The organism is Chryseobacterium sp. G0201 (assembly GCF_003815655.1).
Lineage (GTDB): Bacteria > Bacteroidota > Bacteroidia > Flavobacteriales > Weeksellaceae > Chryseobacterium.
Genome location: NZ_CP033917.1, coordinates 1,278,984 through 1,297,839, shown reverse-complemented (window position 1 = coordinate 1,297,839; position 18,856 = coordinate 1,278,984). Strand labels below are relative to the sequence as shown.

The 18,856-nt window shown below is 34.4% G+C and carries 15 protein-coding genes; 11 read left to right on the top strand and 4 right to left on the bottom strand.

What is annotated here, in order from left to right:
* Positions 1 to 231 precede the first annotated feature (231 nt).
* Positions 232 to 2,343: a prolyl oligopeptidase family serine peptidase gene (locus tag EG348_RS05730; RefSeq protein WP_123981470.1), complete on the top strand. Its 2,112-nt coding sequence runs from the start codon at positions 232 to 234 to the stop codon at positions 2,341 to 2,343.
* Between the two features lie 73 nt (positions 2,344 to 2,416).
* Here the strand turns inward: EG348_RS05730 and EG348_RS05725 are convergent, their stop codons facing one another.
* Positions 2,417 to 3,097: a hypothetical protein gene (locus EG348_RS05725; RefSeq protein ID WP_123981468.1), complete on the bottom strand. Its 681-nt coding sequence runs from the start codon at positions 3,095 to 3,097 to the stop codon at positions 2,417 to 2,419.
* 278 nt (positions 3,098 to 3,375) lie between these two features.
* Between EG348_RS05725 and scpA the strand changes: the two genes are divergently transcribed.
* From scpA to EG348_RS05710, 3 genes are all read left to right on the top strand, one after another.
* Positions 3,376 to 5,493, top strand: a complete 2,118-nt coding sequence (gene scpA / locus EG348_RS05720) for a methylmalonyl-CoA mutase (RefSeq protein WP_123981466.1) — start codon at positions 3,376 to 3,378, stop codon at positions 5,491 to 5,493.
* A 66-nt stretch (positions 5,494 to 5,559) separates the two neighbouring features.
* Entirely contained in the window at positions 5,560 to 6,051 is a 492-nt protein-coding gene (locus EG348_RS05715; protein WP_123981464.1) for a hypothetical protein, read from the top strand.
* 16 nt (positions 6,052 to 6,067) lie between these two features.
* On the top strand, positions 6,068 to 7,048 hold the full coding sequence (locus EG348_RS05710; RefSeq protein WP_123981462.1) for a M28 family peptidase: 981 nt from the start codon (positions 6,068 to 6,070) through the stop codon (positions 7,046 to 7,048).
* 39 nt (positions 7,049 to 7,087) lie between these two features.
* Here EG348_RS05710 and EG348_RS05705 read toward each other — a convergent pair whose 3' ends face one another.
* From EG348_RS05705 to EG348_RS05695, 3 genes are read right to left on the bottom strand one after another with little or no spacing between them, the layout of a single operon-like run.
* Positions 7,088 to 8,248, bottom strand: coding sequence for an FtsX-like permease family protein (locus tag EG348_RS05705; RefSeq protein ID WP_164463257.1), 1,161 nt, complete (start codon positions 8,246 to 8,248; stop codon positions 7,088 to 7,090).
* A 4-nt stretch (positions 8,249 to 8,252) separates the two neighbouring features.
* Complete coding sequence (locus EG348_RS05700) at positions 8,253 to 8,900, bottom strand: ATP-binding cassette domain-containing protein (protein WP_123981458.1); 648 nt, start codon at positions 8,898 to 8,900, stop codon at positions 8,253 to 8,255.
* Entirely contained in the window at positions 8,893 to 10,347 is a 1,455-nt protein-coding gene (locus tag EG348_RS05695) for a hypothetical protein (protein ID WP_123981456.1), read from the bottom strand. The genes EG348_RS05700 and EG348_RS05695 overlap by 8 nt, the downstream gene beginning before the upstream one ends.
* A gap of 602 nt (positions 10,348 to 10,949) precedes the next feature.
* Between EG348_RS05695 and EG348_RS05690 the strand changes: the two genes are divergently transcribed.
* The 7 genes from EG348_RS05690 (at position 10,950) to EG348_RS05660 (ending at position 18,828) form a co-directional block, all read left to right on the top strand.
* Positions 10,950 to 11,699 carry a hypothetical protein gene (locus tag EG348_RS05690; RefSeq protein ID WP_123981454.1) on the top strand — a complete coding sequence of 250 codons (750 nt, stop codon included), beginning with the start codon at positions 10,950 to 10,952 and terminating at the stop codon, positions 11,697 to 11,699.
* An 18-nt stretch (positions 11,700 to 11,717) separates the two neighbouring features.
* On the top strand, positions 11,718 to 13,109 hold the full coding sequence (locus EG348_RS05685; protein WP_123981452.1) for an RtcB family protein: 1,392 nt from the start codon (positions 11,718 to 11,720) through the stop codon (positions 13,107 to 13,109).
* Positions 13,110 to 13,200: 91 nt separating this feature from the next.
* Positions 13,201 to 13,746, top strand: coding sequence for a nucleotidyltransferase domain-containing protein (locus EG348_RS05680; protein ID WP_123981450.1), 546 nt, complete (start codon positions 13,201 to 13,203; stop codon positions 13,744 to 13,746).
* A 2-nt stretch (positions 13,747 to 13,748) separates the two neighbouring features.
* Positions 13,749 to 14,447, top strand: a complete 699-nt coding sequence (prfH, locus tag EG348_RS05675; protein WP_123981448.1) for a peptide chain release factor H — start codon at positions 13,749 to 13,751, stop codon at positions 14,445 to 14,447.
* Positions 14,434 to 14,949, top strand: coding sequence for a tetratricopeptide repeat protein (locus tag EG348_RS05670; protein WP_123981446.1), 516 nt, complete (start codon positions 14,434 to 14,436; stop codon positions 14,947 to 14,949). The genes prfH and EG348_RS05670 overlap by 14 nt, the downstream gene beginning before the upstream one ends.
* A 240-nt stretch (positions 14,950 to 15,189) precedes the next feature.
* Entirely contained in the window at positions 15,190 to 17,772 is a 2,583-nt protein-coding gene (locus tag EG348_RS05665) for a T9SS-dependent M36 family metallopeptidase (protein WP_123981444.1), read from the top strand.
* Between the two features lie 63 nt (positions 17,773 to 17,835).
* Positions 17,836 to 18,828 (top strand): enolase C-terminal domain-like protein, encoded by a 993-nt coding sequence (locus tag EG348_RS05660; protein WP_123981442.1) that lies wholly within the window; start codon positions 17,836 to 17,838, stop codon positions 18,826 to 18,828.
* Positions 18,829 to 18,856 lie beyond the last annotated feature (28 nt).

Below are 18,856 nucleotides of genomic sequence, written 5' to 3'. Positions count from 1 at the left end.
TGTTTGTGACCTCCGACGGATTACAGAAGTCACAAACAACATTGCGGCAAACAAAATACGTTTTACAAAGGTTACAAACATACTTGTTTTAAGCTTCCGGAGACATACGGAGGCATCCTGCAACTTGTTGGAGACTTCCGGAGAAAGTATTTTGTTTCCCGCAAGTTGATTTAAACAAAACAACTTTTTTTATTTAAAGCAGATTGCGTATTTTTGAGAAAATCGTTCGAAATGAATTTTAAACCTATCTTATTAACAGCTGGAGTTTTGTTTTCAGCAACATTTTATTCTCAAAAAATGAATTATCCTAAAGCATTAAAAGGTAATCAGACAGATACTTATTTCGGAACTGCGGTGGCAGATCCTTTCAGAGACCTGGAAAATGACTCTGACGCTACCAAAAAATGGGTTGATGAAGAGGTGGATTTTACTCAAAGCTATCTTTCAAAAATCCCTTTCAGAGATCAAATCAAGAATCAATTGAAAGAGATCTGGAATTACGAAAAAATTTCAGCTCCATTTAAAGAAGGTGATTATACATATTATTCTAAAAATGACGGTCTACAGGCTCAGTCAGTTTATTACAGAACAAATAATAAAACAAAAGCGACCGAAGTTTTCTTGGATCCTAATAAATTTTCAGAGAAAGGAACAACTTCTTTAGCTCAGTTATCATTCAATAAAAAAGGAACTTTAGCCGGATATTCTATTTCTGAAGGCGGAAGCGACTGGAACAAAATCATTATCATTGATGCCATTACAAAAAAGCAGATCGATGAGACTTTAGTTGATGTAAAATTCAGCGGAATTTCTTGGTTGGGCGATGAAGGTTTCTATTATTCAAGCTATAATAAACCGAAAGAAGGAACTGTACTTTCCGGAATGACGGATAAGCATAAAGTATATTTCCATAAATTAGGAACAAAGCAGTCTGAAGATCAATTGATCTTTGGGGGTGAAAAAACGCCTAGAAGATATTTGGGAGCCTATGTGACGGAAGATCAAAGATATTTGGTTATTTCTGCGGCAAATGCGACCAATGGAAACGAATTATACATAAAAGACCTTAAAAAAGGCGGCGATTTTGTTCAGATCAATAAAGGATTTGATATCAATGTAAATATTGTAGATACAGACGGAGATGATATCTTTATTTCTACGGATAAAGATGCTCCCAACATGCGTTTGGTAAAAACAACGATCAAAAACCCTGCTCCTGAAACTTGGAAAAATGTAATTCCCGAAACTGAAAATGTTCTTGGAGTTAATTCTGCAGGTGGATATTTCTTCGCAACCTATATGATCGATGCTATTGATCAGGTGAAGCAATATGACAAAACAGGAAAACTGATCCGGGAGATTACTCTTCCGGGAAAAGGAACGGTTAATGGTTTTGGCGGAAAGAAAACGGAGAAAGAATTGTATTTCTCTTTTGGAAATTACACTACTCCGGGAACCATTTATAAATTTAATGCAGATTCCGGAAAATCAGAAGTATACCAAAAGCCAAAAGTGAAATTTAATCCTGAAGATTATGTTTCGGAACAAGTTTTCTATACCTCAAAAGACGGAACAAAAGTTCCTATGATGATTAATTATAAAAAAGGAACAAAGCTTGATGGAAAAAATCCTACGATCTTATATTCTTATGGAGGATTCAACATCAGCCTGCAGCCTGGGTTTTCTGTAGTTAATGCAATCTGGATGGAAAACGGTGGAATTTATGCAGTTCCTAACATCCGTGGTGGTGGAGAATATGGAAAAAAATGGCACGATGCAGGTACAAAACAGCAAAAGAAAAATGTATTTGAGGATTTCATCGCTGCTGGAGAATATTTACAGGCAAAAGGCTACACTTCAAAAGAATTTATGGCACTTTCAGGAAGATCAAATGGAGGTTTATTGGTCGGAGCGACAATGACAATGCGTCCCGATTTGGCGAGAGTTGCTTTCCCCGGAGTTGGTGTTTTGGATATGTTGAGATACAACAAATTTACGGCTGGAGCAGGTTGGTCATACGATTACGGAACGGCAGAAGACAGCAAAGAAATGTTTGAGTATTTAAAATCGTATTCTCCGGTTCATAATGTGAAAGTAAAAACCTGCTATCCATCAACCATGATTATCACAAGTGATCATGACGACAGGGTTGTTCCTGCGCATTCATTCAAATTCGGTGCAGAATTACAGGAAAAACAAAGCTGTGATCATCCTGTTTTATTAAGAATTGAAAAAAATGCAGGTCACGGAGCAGGAAGAGCAACTGACCAGATAATTGGTGAAAATGCAGATTTGCTTTCTTTCGCTTTGTATGAAATGGGAATTAAGCAATTAGTAAAATAGGCTAAGTTTAAAAGACTTTCCTTTAGAAAAAAATAATGATAATCTTGTCAGGAGTAAATCTTGACAAGATTTTTTATTTTTGGATTTTCAGTTCATAAGAAGATATAATAGTATTGTGAGCTGCTATTTTAAAGGTTTTGTTATCTTGTTCACTATCCAATGTTGTTGTCATTTTTTCAAATTGAATAAATTTTTCTTTGAAATTGTATATCATTTCACCTTTACCTTTTCCGGAAGATTTGATATGTGAATTTGCATCGCTTTTAACAATTATTTCTATTGAAAAATAAGCAAGTGCACCCTCAATTTTAGTTAAAGTATATTTTAAATCTCCGAAAAAAGAAAATTCGGAACTTTTATTTTCTGTAATTCGTTTTGTAATAAATGAATCTCCTATTTTCATACCACTAACCTTGGGGAAATCTATTTCAAAATATTTAGGTAATGCATTTATAAATTTATCATGTTCAGAAGAACCTGTGTTTGCAGGTTGAGTAAGTCTTGGTTTTCCTGCAATAATGTTTCCTTTTAAAATTACAGAAGGAAAACCTGTTTCTTTTTGTTGCTTTTTACCATCACTATCTATATCAAGTGCGATATTAGCATAATAAAAACTAAAAGGGAAAGATTCTTCAGTTCTTTTTCCAGTCTCATAATTTGATGTGAAAGTCATCAGATATTTCAGTTTTCTGTTGGAATTATATCCTACCTTTTTTAAACCTTCTATTTCTTTGGGAGTTCCTGTGATTTTCATTGTACCAAATGTATCGGTGTGTTGTTCTACAATGAAATTAGAATTTTCAGGATAGCTAAATTCAAAATTAATAGTTTCTTGAGCATAGGTAAAGCTGTAAATACTTATAATGAATATAAAAAGTAATATGTTTTTCATTTTCTATTTTTGAAGAAGCAAAAATACAAATCAGAATTGATTTTTAAATGAAGATAATTGCTACTTTAAAAATGAACTTAGCAATTAAATTTTATTATTTCAAAAATGTGTAATTTTAGGCATCTAATAAATCTTAAAGTATGAGAAGAGAAGTTCAAAATAAAACTCCTCAATTTAATATAACAGGAAAACAAACTGAAGTCTATCCATTCGAAAAAGATGGGTTAGAATTAAAATCATCTTATACAAAAGACGATGTTAAGAATAAAGCTTTAACAGAGACTTCTCCGGGAATCGCTCCTTATTTAAGAGGCCCATATTCTACGATGTATGTTCAAAAACCTTGGACGGTTCGTCAGTATGCAGGTTTTTCTACGGCAGAAGAATCTAATGCATTTTACAGAAGAAACTTGGCTGCAGGTCAAAAAGGACTTTCCGTGGCGTTTGATTTGGCAACACACAGGGGTTATGATTCCGATCACTCAAGAGTGGTTGGTGACGTTGGAAAAGCGGGTGTTGCGATCGATTCTGTTGAGGATATGAAAATATTGTTTAATGAAATTCCATTAGACCAGATCTCGGTTTCCATGACAATGAACGGGGCAGTCCTTCCGATTTTATCTTTTTATATAGTCGCCGCAGAAGAGCAAGGTGTAAAGCAGGAACTTCTTTCAGGAACGATTCAGAATGATATTTTGAAGGAATTCATGGTGAGAAATACCTACATTTATCCACCTGCACCTTCCATGAAAATTATCGCTGATATTTTCGAATATACGGCACAAAATATTCCTAAGTTCAATTCAATTTCAATTTCAGGCTATCACATGCAGGAAGCCGGGGCAACTCCGGTTTTAGAAATGGCTTACACCTTAGCAGACGGCTTGGAGTACGTTAGAACAGGTATAAAAGCAGGAATGAATGTTGATGAGTTCGCACCAAGATTATCGTTTTTCTGGGCAATCGGGATGAATCACTTCATGGAAATTGCTAAAATGAGAGCCGCAAGATATATCTGGGCTGAATTGTTGAAGCAATTCAATCCTCAGAACCCAAAATCTTTAGCATTAAGAACGCATTCCCAAACTTCTGGTTGGTCTTTAACCGAACAGGAACCTTTTAATAATATCACAAGAACGGCGATTGAAGCATTGTCTTCAGCGTTGGGAGGAACTCAGTCTCTACATACGAATGCTTTGGATGAAGCGATTGCTCTTCCAACAGATTATTCGGCTAAAATTGCCAGGAATACTCAAATTATCCTTCAACAGGAAAGCGGAATTTGCGATGTTGTAGATCCGATGGGAGGAAGTAATTTAGTTGAAAGCCTTACTCAGCAAATGATCGAAGAAGCAATGAAATACATTGATGAGGTTGAGAAAGAAGGCGGAATGACAAAAGCCATCGAAGCCGGAATTCCGAAAATGAGAATTGAAGAAGCCGCTGCCAAAAAACAAGCTAAAATTGATAGTGGAGAAGAATTTATCATTGGAGTAAACTCATTCAGATCTTCGTTAAAACAACCTCAAATTGAAATTTTAGATATTGATAATACTGAAGTTCGTAGAAAACAGATAGAAAGATTAAATTCAATAAAAACAGATCGAGATACCAAGGCCGTTGAGCAGATTTTAAATGAAATAAGAGAATCTGCAAAAACAGGAAAAGGAAATCTTCTGGCATTGTGTATCGAAGCAGCCCGCAGAAGAGTAACACTGGGCGAAATGAGTGATGCAATGGAAGAAAGTTTCGGCAGATATAAAGCAAATATTAGAACAATTTCTGGAGTGTATGCTATGAATGCAGGAAAAAACGAATATTTCGGAAAAGCCCTTGCGCTGACTCAAAAATTTGAAGAGGAAGAAGGCCGTCGTCCAAGATTGATGGTTGCTAAAATGGGCCAGGATGGCCACGATAGAGGTGCAAAAGTTGTTGCAACAGCATTTGCCGACATGGGATTTGACGTAGACGTTGCTCCGTTATTCCAAACTCCGGAAGAAGTGGCAAAACAAGCGGTGGAAAATGATATTCATATTTTAGGAGTTTCATCTTTGGCTGCAGGTCACAAAACATTGGTTCCACAAGTTGTTGAAGAACTAAAAAAATTAGGTGCAGATGACATCACGATCGTTGTTGGAGGGGTTATTCCGCAACAGGATTATGAATTCCTGTACGCCAACGGAGCCGATTTTATCTTCGGTCCCGGAACGAACCTTCCAAAGTGCGCTGTTGATATTTTAGAAAAATTTTTGAATTAAATTAACTATTATAAAGTATAAGTTGCATAGCATTTGTATTGTAGACCATAACCAAAACAAAATATTATGGCTTATACAGTAATTTCAGTATTTCCTGCAACTGTAAACACAGAGGAAATTAAAAAAGATTTAAGAGATCAGGGTTTTAACGATGCAAATATCATTGTTTCAAAATCCAAATTAGAAGATGAATCATCACATCATGATTATAAGGAAGATGTAAAGACAAGAAGTTTTTGGGACTATGTTTTTGCTCAGGATGTAGAGTTATTGGATGCTTACAGCAAACATAGCGTAGGAAAAAGTAATGTTATTGTGTACGCAGATAACCTCGAAGAAGCTCACAAAGCAAAGACAATTCTCAATGCAAAAGGAGCAGTTGAAGTTCACGGAAATGAACCTGAATCTCAAGCACCTGAGGGAATGTCTCAAGAAAAATATAATGGGATCATTGCAAAGGCAAAACATGATGTCTATTTCCTTGATCCTGAAAGAATTTACCGCCCAAGCAGCAAAGGAATGGATGATACGATGGATGATCTTGGTTCAAAAGATTAAATGACCACAATATAAAATGAATCTTAAAAACATACTAAAACCCACGAAGAGAAAAATTATTCTTTTCGTGGGTTTATTTTTTATAGGAATTTTTCTTTTTAATTCTTTTATAGGAAAACAATTACCGGAAAAATCACCTGTTCCAGCTGATGTAAATTTGGTTAAAGAACATTTAACGGCATTTACGAAAACTCCAGAATTCCGTAACTATAAAAATCTAAATCAGCTCAATACCATTGCGGAATATATTCATCAAAACTTCAATAAATACAGCGATAGTACGAGTTTTCAAGAATATAAAGTCGGAGAAGAAACATATAAAAATGTAATCTGCTCTTTCGGTACAGAAAATAAAAAAAGAATCATTATTGGAGCTCATTATGATGTCTGCGGAGATCAGCAGGGAGCGGATGATAATGCAACTGGGGTTACAGCATTGCTGGAATTGGCAAGAATGCTTAAAGAGCAAAAACTCAATTACAGAATAGATTTGATAGCGTACACTTTGGAAGAACCACCATATTTCAGAACAGAAAATATGGGCAGTTATGTTCATGCAAAATATCTGAAAGACAACAATATTGATGTGTACGGAATGGCAAGCGTAGAAATGATAGGATATTTTAAAGACGAAGAAAATTCTCAGGATTATCCTTTGGGAATTCTTTCTTGGGTGTATGGAAATAAAGGAGATTATATTACTTTGGTTAGAAAAATTGGAGCAGGAAATTTCGTGAAAAATTTTATTGAAGAATTTAAAGATTCCAATCAAGTCAAAACACAAACCTTTTCTGCTCCAAAATTTGTGACCGGAATCGATTATTCCGATCATTTAAACTATTGGAAGTTTGGCTATTCCGCTATGATGATCACCGATACTTCTTTTTTCAGAAATAAAAATTATCATCAACCAACAGACACATTGGAAACATTGGATCTAAAGAGAATGACAAAAGTGATTGACGGGATTTTCCTCAGCTTAATTCATTTAAAATAAAGAAAAATGACTACCAAAATTGATAGCCATTTGTTTATTCTATATTTTCCATGAACGGAGCAACCATCGGTAAATCAATTCTTTCACAAAGAAATAAACCAATATCGGAATAATAATAATGGCTGTCCAAAGCCAAGGATTAATATAGATTGATAACAATCCGTTCGATACACTGGATTTCGCCAGAAAATATTGTCCGGCAGCTATTAAAATTAAACTTAAAGCTAAGACAATCATTAAGTTAATGCTGAAACGTTTGCTGATGTCACTCACCATCTTTTTCGGAGAATATCCCAAGCTATTTTTAATGGAAACTTCTTCTTGTTTTTCTAAAAACTGAATTTTGATAAAGCTAACAATAATGTAAAGGCACAAAGCAAAAATGAAAATACCTAATATGGCAATCGCCTTTAAAACAAGGAAAAGTTTAGATTTTATCTTGGCAGAGCGCAGACTTTCCTGATTAGATTCGTAATTGTTTTCTTTCATTTTTGAGATCAAACCTTCATCTCCCGAATCTTTCACCTGAACCAAAACCCTGTTGTAGATTTTAGGTTGATTCGCAAGTTGAGGGTTTTCAGCTAAATTCAAAGAATCAAGGAATTTTTTCGGAATTAAAACGGAATGAATTCGATCTGAAAGTCCAACCATTCTTCCTTTATACGTCTTGTTCTGTTTGTTAACGACTATATTAATATTGATCTCGATTTTCTTGGCAAAATCTTCTGAAATTTGTGGAAGTCCTTGATTTAAAGCAAATCCATAATTGTAAAGATTCAGATATTCCCTTGAAATAATGATCGGAATTACATCTCCTTTCACCTGAAATTCATCATCTGTCAACGGAATATCAATCGCTTTTAGATCCAATCCTTCAAAATAAAGATCAGTATAAAAAGGAATAAAATCGCCGCCGTTTGCAGAAGCCTTAAATTCGTTCGCAGAAAACGGATAAACGGTCTTTATTTCAGACCATTTTTTAAGTTTTGCAATATCGTTTTCATTAAAACCGAGAAGTTCTTTTCTTCCTATATTATCAGGCGTCAATTTTTTACTGAAAGTCAGCCAATAATTACTGTCACTGCTTTTGCTTCCGAAAAGTCTGTTGGCGTTTTCGTACAGTTGCAGACACGAAATCACAAGAATGAATGCAATAAACAACCCTGCGTACAATATGATTGAGTTAAAAATTTTCTTCATAAGCTTATAAATGAAGAATTTGATAATCATGCTCAAAAGGGAATTCATTCAGTTCAAAAAATAAAACTGAACTTCCGTTTTTTTGAGACACTTCATTAATTAATGAAAAAGCAATCTTTTTGTTCTCCATATCCAGGTGACTGAAACATTCGTCGTAGATCAGAAAATCGGTAGGATTCACTAAACTTCTCACGATTGCGCTTCTTTGTCTTTCTCCATACGAGCAGTTTTCTGCTTTCTTGTTTAATAAGCTTTCAACTCCTAATCTTGATGCATATTCTTCCATAAGCGGAATGAATTTTTTTCGATCCTGATTAAAAACACGCAACAGAATATTCTCAGAAATCGTAAGATCTTTAATCAATCTCACGTCCTGAAACAGCAGACTTACGCCTTCTTTTCTGTTTTCTACAATCTTCTCAAGATGAAGGTTCTTTACAATCTGCTGATCGTATTTTATATTACCTTCATACTGAAAATGCGTGCCTAGAATTGCAGTTGCCAAGGTAGATTTTCCACTCCCGGAAGGCGCAACAATCAGGAATTTCTTCCCTTTCTGGAAAGTGATATTCTTTTTCCAGATCTGTGACTGTTCCAAATCTTTGGGAGTGAAATATTTAGGAGAAATATTTTCTAAAACAATATTATCCATTCATTATCAAATAATACAATGCGTTTTCATCTTTTTTGTCTAAAGTAAATACGGTTTTAGAAACCATGTTTCCGCCGTCTTCTTTAGTTTCGTTGACCATATCTATGATCTTCACCGAAGGTTTTTCTTTGTTGGTATTGTATTCTTTACCGTCTGACCAAGAATAAGCGGTAACACCTGATTTTTTATCAAGCTTAGCATTTTTTCCTGCCTTTTTATTTTGGAACTGATAAATTACATTATTGTCTTCAGAGAAAATTACCTGATTATCAGTGATCATATATTTTTTGCTCTGACCTAGAGGGCCAGCCAACAAAGAAGTAAGATCAGCCTTTTTCTTAGGATTAAATCCTAAAACCACTGCATTTTTTGTTCTGTAATAATCCATAGAATCAGCAGGAAGAGATTTGAAATCTACAAATGCATAATCTCCCGTGAAAGTAGAAGTAATGTCTTCCAACGTTTTGTCGGTTGAAGATAAATAATGATTGATCGTAGCCTCAAAACCTGCTTCTTTAATCAGATATTTCATAAAATCTAAACTGAAAAATCCGATAGAGAAAGATTTAGCATTATCAAGTTCTACATTTTTTACCAAGTCGTAATTGATCTCGTTTTTATTGTAATATTTTTCAACAATTTTCTTCATATCTGCGTTGAAGAAAGTTTTGGTATCCATTTCAGATTTCCCTTTGTCAAAATTAAAATCGAAACCAATTCCTGAATCTTTTATTAATTTATTCACAGCAAGCGTTTCGATGTAACCTTTTGATGCATAGCTTGCAACAGCTGCAAGATTTACCCATCCGCTCACGTCTTTATCACCAACCAAAGATTGATCTACCTGATCTTTTATCGCAGAATTTGAAGTTCCTTTACGGCTCCAGAAATCTGTGAAATATTTTTCATTAAGTGTAGAAGAAGTATCAAGACCTGGTGTATTCATATAATCGTAACCAGCATAAGGGTTATATTTCTTATCGGTTGTTACGATGGTCATATCGCCTTTTATGCTTCCGCTTAATTTGCCGTCTACATAGATGTAATCTTTCTTGTCGATTGTAACTTTACTCTTGGTAAGATCAGACATACTTTTTTGGAATTTCACCTTGTCATCAACCCAGAAAAAAGCTTTTACATCTGGATCATAAGTTGATTTTCCCTGATCGACGATAAAATAAAGGGGTTTGTCAATATTAATACCCGATTCTTTAGGTTTGCTGACTAATTGTAAGAAGAATTTTTCCTCTTCTTTTAGATCTTTCTTTTCTTTCAATATCTTCTCAACAGGAATTTTATCCGAAATTGTGTTAAGATTTACTCTTGATAATCCTAATGTTGCATCAGTAGTATAATTCAGGATATCACTGTTTTTGTTAGAATTACAGGAAAATAGGATCGCGACTGCGAATACGTAAAATAACGTTCTCAATAAAGTGTTTTTCATAGTTTTTGGTATAAGAAAACAAATATACTCTTTTGTAAGTAAGGAGAATGAAATTTCATCTGAAAGAGATTTATTTACAGTTAAATATCAAAAAAATAAAAATAAAATCTTGATTTTCAAGAATTTTTATATATTTGCACCATAAAATAAAGTTTAACCAATTAAAAAACAACGAAGCAATGTTCAAATTAGATCATAATTCTCCTTTCGGTTTGCCACTTATGGTGGTAAGGCTTCGTGGTTTGGTACACTCTTAGAATAACAGTACAATGATATATCAAAACCCGAAGTCGTAGGATTTCGGGTTTTTTATTGCGCAATAATTCAAACTTCAAGTTTCCCCGAAATCATTTTTAATAAAATTTAGGAGCTGTTTCCCGCTTTCCGCTATATCTTTTTTGCCATCGCTTTTTTTCAAGCCATCGCAAAAAAAAGGATGTCGCTGCAATCGGGGCTAATGATAACGCTCTGCCAATAAACCTCACAGGTTTCAAAAACCTATGAGGTTTGAAAAATCCATCAACTAAAATATTAGTTGACAAAGATTTAATGTGGCGTATAGAAATCAAACTTCCATACCTCACCTCTAATATCTATAATTAATGGAAAATAATAACCTTCTGTTTTCAAGATTAAGAAGTCTGAGAAGCAAAAAAAGAACAAGTAGAAAAGATGTAGAAAAACAGATAAGAAAAAAGTATAAACGTAGTAGAGAACTGTGGGAATTAAGAAGAAATATTCCATTGATTCCATTGGAAAAACCTTATCAAAAGGGATTTGTAAGATTCTTTGTCGTAAGAGATGATGTGAAAAGAGCTAAAGACGGAGAATTTTTTGAAGGAATTCTTGCGAAAATCAATACCTACATGTATTCTGAAACCCGAAAATTCTTAAAGAAGAAAAGAAAGTTCGGAAGAAAAATATATGTAGTAAGAGATCAAAAGCTCGGTCATCTTTTACCATATCAATGGAATGATCCAAAGTTAGGATTGACGACCAGAGAAAAACAATACTTTCTGAAAAGGGAAGAATACAATCCGTTCAGAAAAAGATACAACGTTTATTACGAATTCATCGAGCCATGGAGGTTTACTTTACAAGTAAAGCCTTATATGATCACTCATTACAAACCTTTAAATTCAGAATTGGAAAAAGAATATGAAGCATTAGAATCATATTTAAAACAACATAAAATTGAAGGAATTATTTGTAAAAAAATAAATGGAGGATTGGGAAAATTAAGATATGAAGATGAAAAAATTGATCTTATCGAGAGTAGAAAATACTTTCACTACAAAAAAATATCAGCAACAGAGTTTGCAGATTATTTTATGGACGAATGCGTCCGCTAAATGTTTAAAACAAGAACAATGGGAAATTTAAAGTTAAAAGGAAAAGATATATTAAAAATAGGCTATCCAAACAATCAGAGTGTAAACATCGCTTTGGAAGTCATGAAAAGAAATTTTGCAACAAAAAATATTCATCATGTGAAATCTCTTTTAAAAGAAATTCTGATCAATCCGGAAGATTTCGAAAAAGATTTAACCTTCGGACAAATCGCAGAAGCGTTGCTTTCATCAAAGAAAACTGAAAAAAGAATGTTGAATACCAACCGTACTTCTTTCCATATTTTCGGAAACAATATTTCGGATGAAGCAAAAAATCAATTATACACAGGATTGAAACTGCCGATTGCAATTCAAGGCGCCTTGATGCCCGATGCTCACAGCGGTTACGGACTTCCGATAGGTGGAGTTTTAGCTGTAGAAAACGCGGTAATTCCTTACGGAGTCGGTATGGATATTGGTTGCAGAATGAGTCTCAGTATTTTAGATACTCCTATTTCATATCTGGACGGTGCAAGAGATAAATATGAAAAAGCGCTGGCCGAACATACCAAATTCGGGATGTATGAAACACATAAATCTCACGTCGAGCATGAAATTTTCGACAGAGATACTTTTGATATGATCCCGATTTTGAAAAGATTAAAAGGAAAAGCCATCAAACAAATGGGAAGCTCCGGCGGAGGAAACCACTTTGTAGAATTCGGGGAAGTTGAAATTACAGAAGAAGATGAGCAAATCGGACTTCCAAAAGGAAAATACCTCGGAATTCTTTCTCACAGCGGGTCGCGTGGATTGGGTGCTGAGATTGCTCAATACTATTCAAGAGTTGCAACAGAACAATGTCCATTGCCAAAAGAAGCGCAAAACTTTGCCTGGCTGGATTTAAACACGCATCTCGGTTTAGAATATTGGACGGCGATGAATCTCGCAGGAGATTACGCTTCGGCCTGTCACGACGATATTCACAGAAGATTGGTGAAAGCGGTCGGAGGCAGAGTAAAAGCCAAAATTGAAAATCATCACAATTTCGCCTGGAAAGAAATTCACAACGGAAGAGAAATGATCGTTCACAGAAAAGGCGCAACTCCAGCTAACGAAAATGAATTGGGTATGATTCCCGGATCAATGACGGCAAAAGGTTTCATCATTCGCGGAAAAGGAAATCCGGATTCGTTGAATTCAGCTTCACACGGCGCAGGAAGGGCTTTTTCGAGAGGAGAATGCAGGAATCTTTTCACTCAAAATGACATCAAAAAAGAATTAAAATTAAAGAATGTCACTTTGATGGGCGGAAATACCGAAGAAGCACCAATGGCATACAAAGACATCAACGAAGTCATGAATGCCCAAAGCGAATTGGTTGATATCCTCGGGACGTTTCAACCAAGAATTGTGAGGATGGATAGATAAACTGGTTGATAGGTTATAGTTGTTGGTTGATGGATTTTGACTGACAACTATCAACTATCAACTGTCAACAATCAACAAAAATTAACAAAAAATGGGAGCACCACATAATATAAAAAGATACGGTGAAGTCTGGCCGGAATTTAGAATTCAACACGGACTGGAAATTTTAGAAAAATTAAAAAATAAAGTCATTTTATCAGGAGGCTGGGCGTGGCATTTTATGTCTGAAATAGGACATACGGAATATAAACACGCTCACGACCATAAGGATATTGATGTTTTTGTAAATAAGGAAAATGTAGCTGAAGTCGTTATGATTCTTCAGCGGGAAGGTTTTCAGAAAGTATGGACGCGTTACGATCACTTACCCAGCGAAGAAAACTTCCGCAGGTATGAGAAAACAATCGAATTAGAAAACGAAAAGTTCCACAGAATAACAATTGATTTCTTTGAAAAAAACGATTTAAAAACCGTAGAAACAAATGGATTTACTGTTGTAAGACCTGATGTTTTACTTTCATTTTACAGAAATATTCATTCTAGTGATAAATGTTGGGCAGTTATGGCTGCAAAAGATTTATTAGAAAAAGGAATTGATCCTGTCGGTCATCCAAGATTAAGTGAAATGCCAAAATAACAATGGACAAATTAATACAAATAACCTCAGGAAGAGGACCTTTAGAATGCCAATGGGTAGTTGCCAAAGTTCTGAAGGTTTTCCTTGAGGAAGCAAAATATAATAATATAGATTACGAAATCATACATCGAGAAAACGGTGATGAAAATCTGACATTGAAATCCGTAACCCTACTTTTAAAAGCAAAAGATTTATCTGAATTTTTAAAAACTTGGTTAGGAAGCATTTGCTGGACAGGGAAAAGTACATTCAGGAAACTACATAAAAGAAGCAACTGGTTCATCGGTATTTTTGAACTGGAAGGTTTGGAGAAAATCAATTTCAATGAAAAAGATATTCAATTCCAGACAACAAGAAGTCAGGGAAGTGGCGGACAAAATGTGAATAAAGTGAACACAGCTGTTCGCGCGACTCATTTACCGACAGGACAAAGTGTTTTTGTGCAAGATACGCGCTCACAATTGGAGAATAAAAAATTGTCTATCACGAGATTAAAAGAAAAAGTTTTGGAACAGAATATTATTCAGCTTCAAAAAAGAATGCAGGAAACATGGAACAATCATTTGCAGGTGCAAAGAGGAAGTCCGATCCGTACATTTTCCGGAACAGATTTTAAAAAGAATTATCAGGAGAAATCTTTCAAAAAACAAAGAAATGTCCTGAAAAACGAATTAAAAAACTACAAAAATGACCTTAACTAAAAGTAAATACTACTTCGAGGCTTTAGATAATTATCCTTACAGCTTACCGGATTGTCTGGAAGCATTGAATTATGCTTTGTCCTATGATCCCGAAGATGCAGACAGCCTTTGTTTGATGGGAAGAATCTACAGTGAAATGTTAATCGATTACGAAAAAGCAAAGCTCTATTTTGAAGAAGCTATGCTATGCGATGTGACGAACTTAAATGTTCCACAATATTACATTAAATGCCTTTTGGATAACGAAGATTTCCATGAAGCCGAAAAACTGATCAAATATTCATTGAAAATCAAAGGGATAGATAAATCAATTATATGGCTTTATCGATCTTTGCTTTCGGAGAAAAGAGGAAGTTTAATAAATGCTTTGAAATTTTTAAATCAAGCCGAAAAGTATTGTTTCACATCCTGTAGTCTTGATTCTGTGAAAGAACGAAAGAAATTTGTGAAATCTAAAATGCCGAAGAAAAAACAAACTAAAAAGAAGGGAGAGACGAAATAAATCTCCCTTTTTTTGTAAATCTTCGCGATAGATAATTATATTTAGAGTAAAGATTATCAACTTATTATTCTAAAATAGAAAAATTAAATTTATAAAATAAAAAGTTTGAAATGATTGAAAAAAAACACTAGAAAGAATTGAATAAAAAGAATTTCGCTTTCTTTTTTCCTTTTAATATTTTTTATTATGTTTTAGTATCTGTATTGTATAAGTTTAGATCATAAAAAAAATCAACATACAATGAATAAAAAATTATTTTTGTTGCCAATTTCCGTGGCAGCTTTCTTTGCTTTTGGCAAAATGAATGCACAGGATTCTAAAGTGCTTATTGAAGATTACTATAAAAAAAGTAGTCAGCTAACTCAAAAAGATAATACGAATACCAAAATTGGGATTGTCATTTTAAATGAGGATGTTTCTAAAAGTATGGGTGTAAACATCGTAAATGTTCAGCAAACATATAACGGATTAAGAGTTTACAATGCTTTAGGAAAAGTAATTATAAAGGAAGATAAAATTGTTTCTGAGAAAAATGAATTTAAGAGAAATATTGTTATCGCTAATCAAGGAAATGCTCAGGAAAGATTCTCAGAAGACATTATTAAGCAGAATTTAGGATTAGAGGGTATTTCTAAGGTTGATTATTTACCTAACGTATATTTTGAGAAAAACGGAACATATATCTTAGCAAAAGAATTATTTGTTTCTGATAAAAATTCTTCGGATGTATGGCATGTTGTTGCAGATGCAAGTACCGGAACAGTACTAACTAAAGATAACTTAACGCTTAAATGTAACCTGGAGCAACATGATACTCATCTTAACGAGTCAAAAACATCAGCTCCTTCTAATTTGGAAAGTTTACCTTTACATATAATAGATAACACTCAGAGCAATTTTGTGAGTAATGTTTTACCTCCACCAACCAATGCTTCTTATAATATTTTTGCATTGCCTTTAGAAGCTCCATCTTTTGGATCTCGTTCGGTGGTTAGTAACCCGTGGGATATTGTAGCTTCACCGGAAGGATGGCATTCTGATGGCACAAATAATTATACCAATACTAGAGGAAATAACGTATATGCATATTCTGATCAGGATAATACAAATTCTCCGGGATATTCGCCTAGCGGGGGAAGTTCCCTTAATTTTGATTTTCCATATGCAGAAGGAAGATATATAAATCCTTTTACTCATAGAGATGCTGCTATCACGAATTTATTCTATATGAATAATAAGATGCATGATATTTTCTATAAATTTGGTTTTACAGAAGCTTCAAGGAACTTTCAAACCAATAACTTTGGGAAAGGCGGTATCGGTAATGATGCTGTTAATGCTGAGGCTTTCGACGGAAGTGGACTTAATAATGCCAACTTTAACCCAGGATATGAAACGGTTATTAGTGGTACTACCTATTTACTAGCTCCAAGAATGCAGATGTACCTTTGGGATAGAGCTCAAACACCTGCAGATCCTATTTCAAGATATCAATACAATTCACCTGCAAATATTGCAAGCCGTCCTAAAATACCAACTGGATCTGCGGCATTTGGTCCCCTTTTGTTTGAAGGTCAATCTGTAACTGGTGATTTGGCTATTTCTATACCGGATGATGGTTGTTCTACAGTTACAAATATGGCAGGCAAAATTGGTATAGCAAAAAGAGGAACTTGTAGTTTTGCTTTGAAAGTGAAAAATTTGCAAAATGCAGGGGCAACAGGAGTTATTATTTATGATCCTGTTAATGCTACACCAATTACAATGGGTAATGATGCTGCTGTTTCGGGGATTACTATCCCATCTATCATGATTGGGAAAAATGAAGGTGAATATCTCGTTAATCAGATTGCTGGGGGAGCTACAATTAACACGACATTAATTAATGACTATAGTGGCTTTAAGCATTCGAGTTTAGATAATGGAGTTGTGGTTCATGAGTATGGACATGGTATTTCAAATAGATTAACTGGTCAGGGATATAGCTGCCTTCAAAGTGCAGAGCAAATGGGTGAGGGATGGTCAGATTATTTTGCTTTAATGCTTACGACCAAACCTGGTGATACATCATCACTGGCAAGAAGTATAGGAACATACTCTTCAGACCAAGCAACTACAGGGAATGGTATCAGACTAGCTAAATACTCTCCCGATTTTGCAGTAAATAATTATACATATGTAAGAACAAATACAGTCAGCGGACCCCATGCAATAGGATTTATCTGGGCGACGATGCTTTGGGATCTTACTTGGAAGTATATTGAAAAATATGGTTACAATAGTGATGTATTAGCAAGTACAACCTCAGGAAATGCAAAAGCGGTACAAATTGTAATGGACGGACTTAAACTACAGGCTTGTAACCCGTCGTTTATAGATGGACGAAATGCAATTCTTCAGGCTGATGCTGTAGGTAATGGTGGTGCAGATAAATGTATGATTTGGAATGCATTTGCCAAAAGAGGCTTAGGAGTAAATGCTTCGGCAGGAAGTAGTACAGTTGCAAATGATCAGGTAGAAGATTTTACAGTTCCACAAGAATGTAATACTGCCTTAGCAACTCAGGATATTAAAGTGGGTGACAATAAATTTGTTGTGTTCCCGAATCCAACCTATGATGAATTCTTTGTAGGAAATATTGATAAGTCTAAAAAAGATGTAAAAATTACAATGTTTGATATGTCTGGAAAATTAGTATTCTCTGATTCCAGAGAGTCTACATCTAAGAAAGCCGTTTCTACAAGAGGTTTTCAAAAAGGTGTTTATATGGTTCACATCAAACAGGGAGACAAAACTCAGGTTGAAAAACTTATTGTAAGATAGAATTCATTTGATGGTAATAATGAAAGAGACCATTTTTTGGTCTCTTTTTTTGTAAATTTAAATATGGAATTAAGGTTTGAACTTAAACAATTATATTTAAAAGAAACATTTTCAATCGCTTATGGAAATTACGATAAAAGAGAAGCATTACTCATAGAATTGTCTCATCAAAATTACAAAGGTTACGGAGAATGTGTTGCGATCGATTATTATCAAATCGATCTTAAAAGTTTTGTTTTAAAATTAAAAGAAATTCAATCTCAAATTGAAGCTCAGAAAATTATTCATCCAAAAAAAATTTTCAAATTTTTATTCAATTTAAATATGCATCCTTTCTTACTTTCTGCGTTGGATTGTGCGTATTGGGATCTTTTCGGAAAGCTTGAAAACAAAAATTTTATTGAATTAAATCAAATTCCTTCTGGAAATTTAGTTGAAAGTTCGATCACCATTTCGGTTGGAGATATTGATAAACAGATTCAAAAAATTGAAAATAGCAGTTGGAACAAATTCAAAGTGAAATGTAAAGGCTTAGATAAAAGAAATGTTGACAAACTTTTAGAATTAGATAGAAATATCGCCTTAGATTCTAATGCAAGTTTTTCTGATAAAGATTGTATCTGGCTTCAGGAAAATGCTGAGGTTCAAAAGTTTTCCTATTTAGAACAGCCGCGACCGATTGATCAATATAAAGTATTGAATAAAAGTGGTTTTGCTAATTGGATGGCAGATGAAGATTGTCAAAACTTAGATTCTTTGGACGAATTAATTCCTTATTATAAAAGCATCAACATCAAACTCATGAAATCTGGCGGTTTAACTCCAGCTTTAGAAATGATCAAAAAAGCGCGAGAATTAAATTACAAGGTCATGATTGGTTGTATGACGGAATCCACTGTTGGAATTTCTGCGGGTTGCATTTTGGCAAGCCTTGTTGATTATGCAGATTTAGATGGAGCTAATCTCATCTCCAACGATTATGCCACCGGAAATTTCGTGGAAAATGGGAAAATAATCTTATCCGGAAAGCCGGGATTAGGAATTGAGTTAAAATAAAAAAAGCCTTCAAATGAAGACTTAAGTG

What these genes read in the sequence shown, in the direction of transcription:
- EG348_RS05725 (WP_123981468.1), bottom strand. Translation starts at nt 3,097, where the DNA reads ATGAAAATCACAGGAACTCCCAAAGAAATAGAAGGTTTAAAAAAGGTA.
- EG348_RS05665 (WP_123981444.1), top strand. Translation starts at nt 15,190, where the DNA reads ATGAATAAAAAATTATTTTTGTTGCCAATTTCCGTGGCAGCTTTCTTT.
- prfH (WP_123981448.1), top strand. Translation starts at nt 13,749, where the DNA reads ATGGACAAATTAATACAAATAACCTCAGGAAGAGGACCTTTAGAATGC.
- scpA (WP_123981466.1), top strand. Translation starts at nt 3,376, where the DNA reads ATGAGAAGAGAAGTTCAAAATAAAACTCCTCAATTTAATATAACAGGA.
- EG348_RS05685 (WP_123981452.1), top strand. Translation starts at nt 11,718, where the DNA reads ATGGGAAATTTAAAGTTAAAAGGAAAAGATATATTAAAAATAGGCTAT.
- EG348_RS05710 (WP_123981462.1), top strand. Translation starts at nt 6,068, where the DNA reads ATGAATCTTAAAAACATACTAAAACCCACGAAGAGAAAAATTATTCTT.
- EG348_RS05680 (WP_123981450.1), top strand. Translation starts at nt 13,201, where the DNA reads ATGGGAGCACCACATAATATAAAAAGATACGGTGAAGTCTGGCCGGAA.
- EG348_RS05695 (WP_123981456.1), bottom strand. Translation starts at nt 10,347, where the DNA reads ATGAAAAACACTTTATTGAGAACGTTATTTTACGTATTCGCAGTCGCG.
- EG348_RS05670 (WP_123981446.1), top strand. Translation starts at nt 14,434, where the DNA reads ATGACCTTAACTAAAAGTAAATACTACTTCGAGGCTTTAGATAATTAT.
- EG348_RS05715 (WP_123981464.1), top strand. Translation starts at nt 5,560, where the DNA reads ATGGCTTATACAGTAATTTCAGTATTTCCTGCAACTGTAAACACAGAG.
- EG348_RS05660 (WP_123981442.1), top strand. Translation starts at nt 17,836, where the DNA reads ATGGAATTAAGGTTTGAACTTAAACAATTATATTTAAAAGAAACATTT.
- EG348_RS05705 (WP_164463257.1), bottom strand. Translation starts at nt 8,248, where the DNA reads ATGAAGAAAATTTTTAACTCAATCATATTGTACGCAGGGTTGTTTATT.
- EG348_RS05690 (WP_123981454.1), top strand. Translation starts at nt 10,950, where the DNA reads ATGGAAAATAATAACCTTCTGTTTTCAAGATTAAGAAGTCTGAGAAGC.
- EG348_RS05700 (WP_123981458.1), bottom strand. Translation starts at nt 8,900, where the DNA reads ATGGATAATATTGTTTTAGAAAATATTTCTCCTAAATATTTCACTCCC.
- EG348_RS05730 (WP_123981470.1), top strand. Translation starts at nt 232, where the DNA reads ATGAATTTTAAACCTATCTTATTAACAGCTGGAGTTTTGTTTTCAGCA.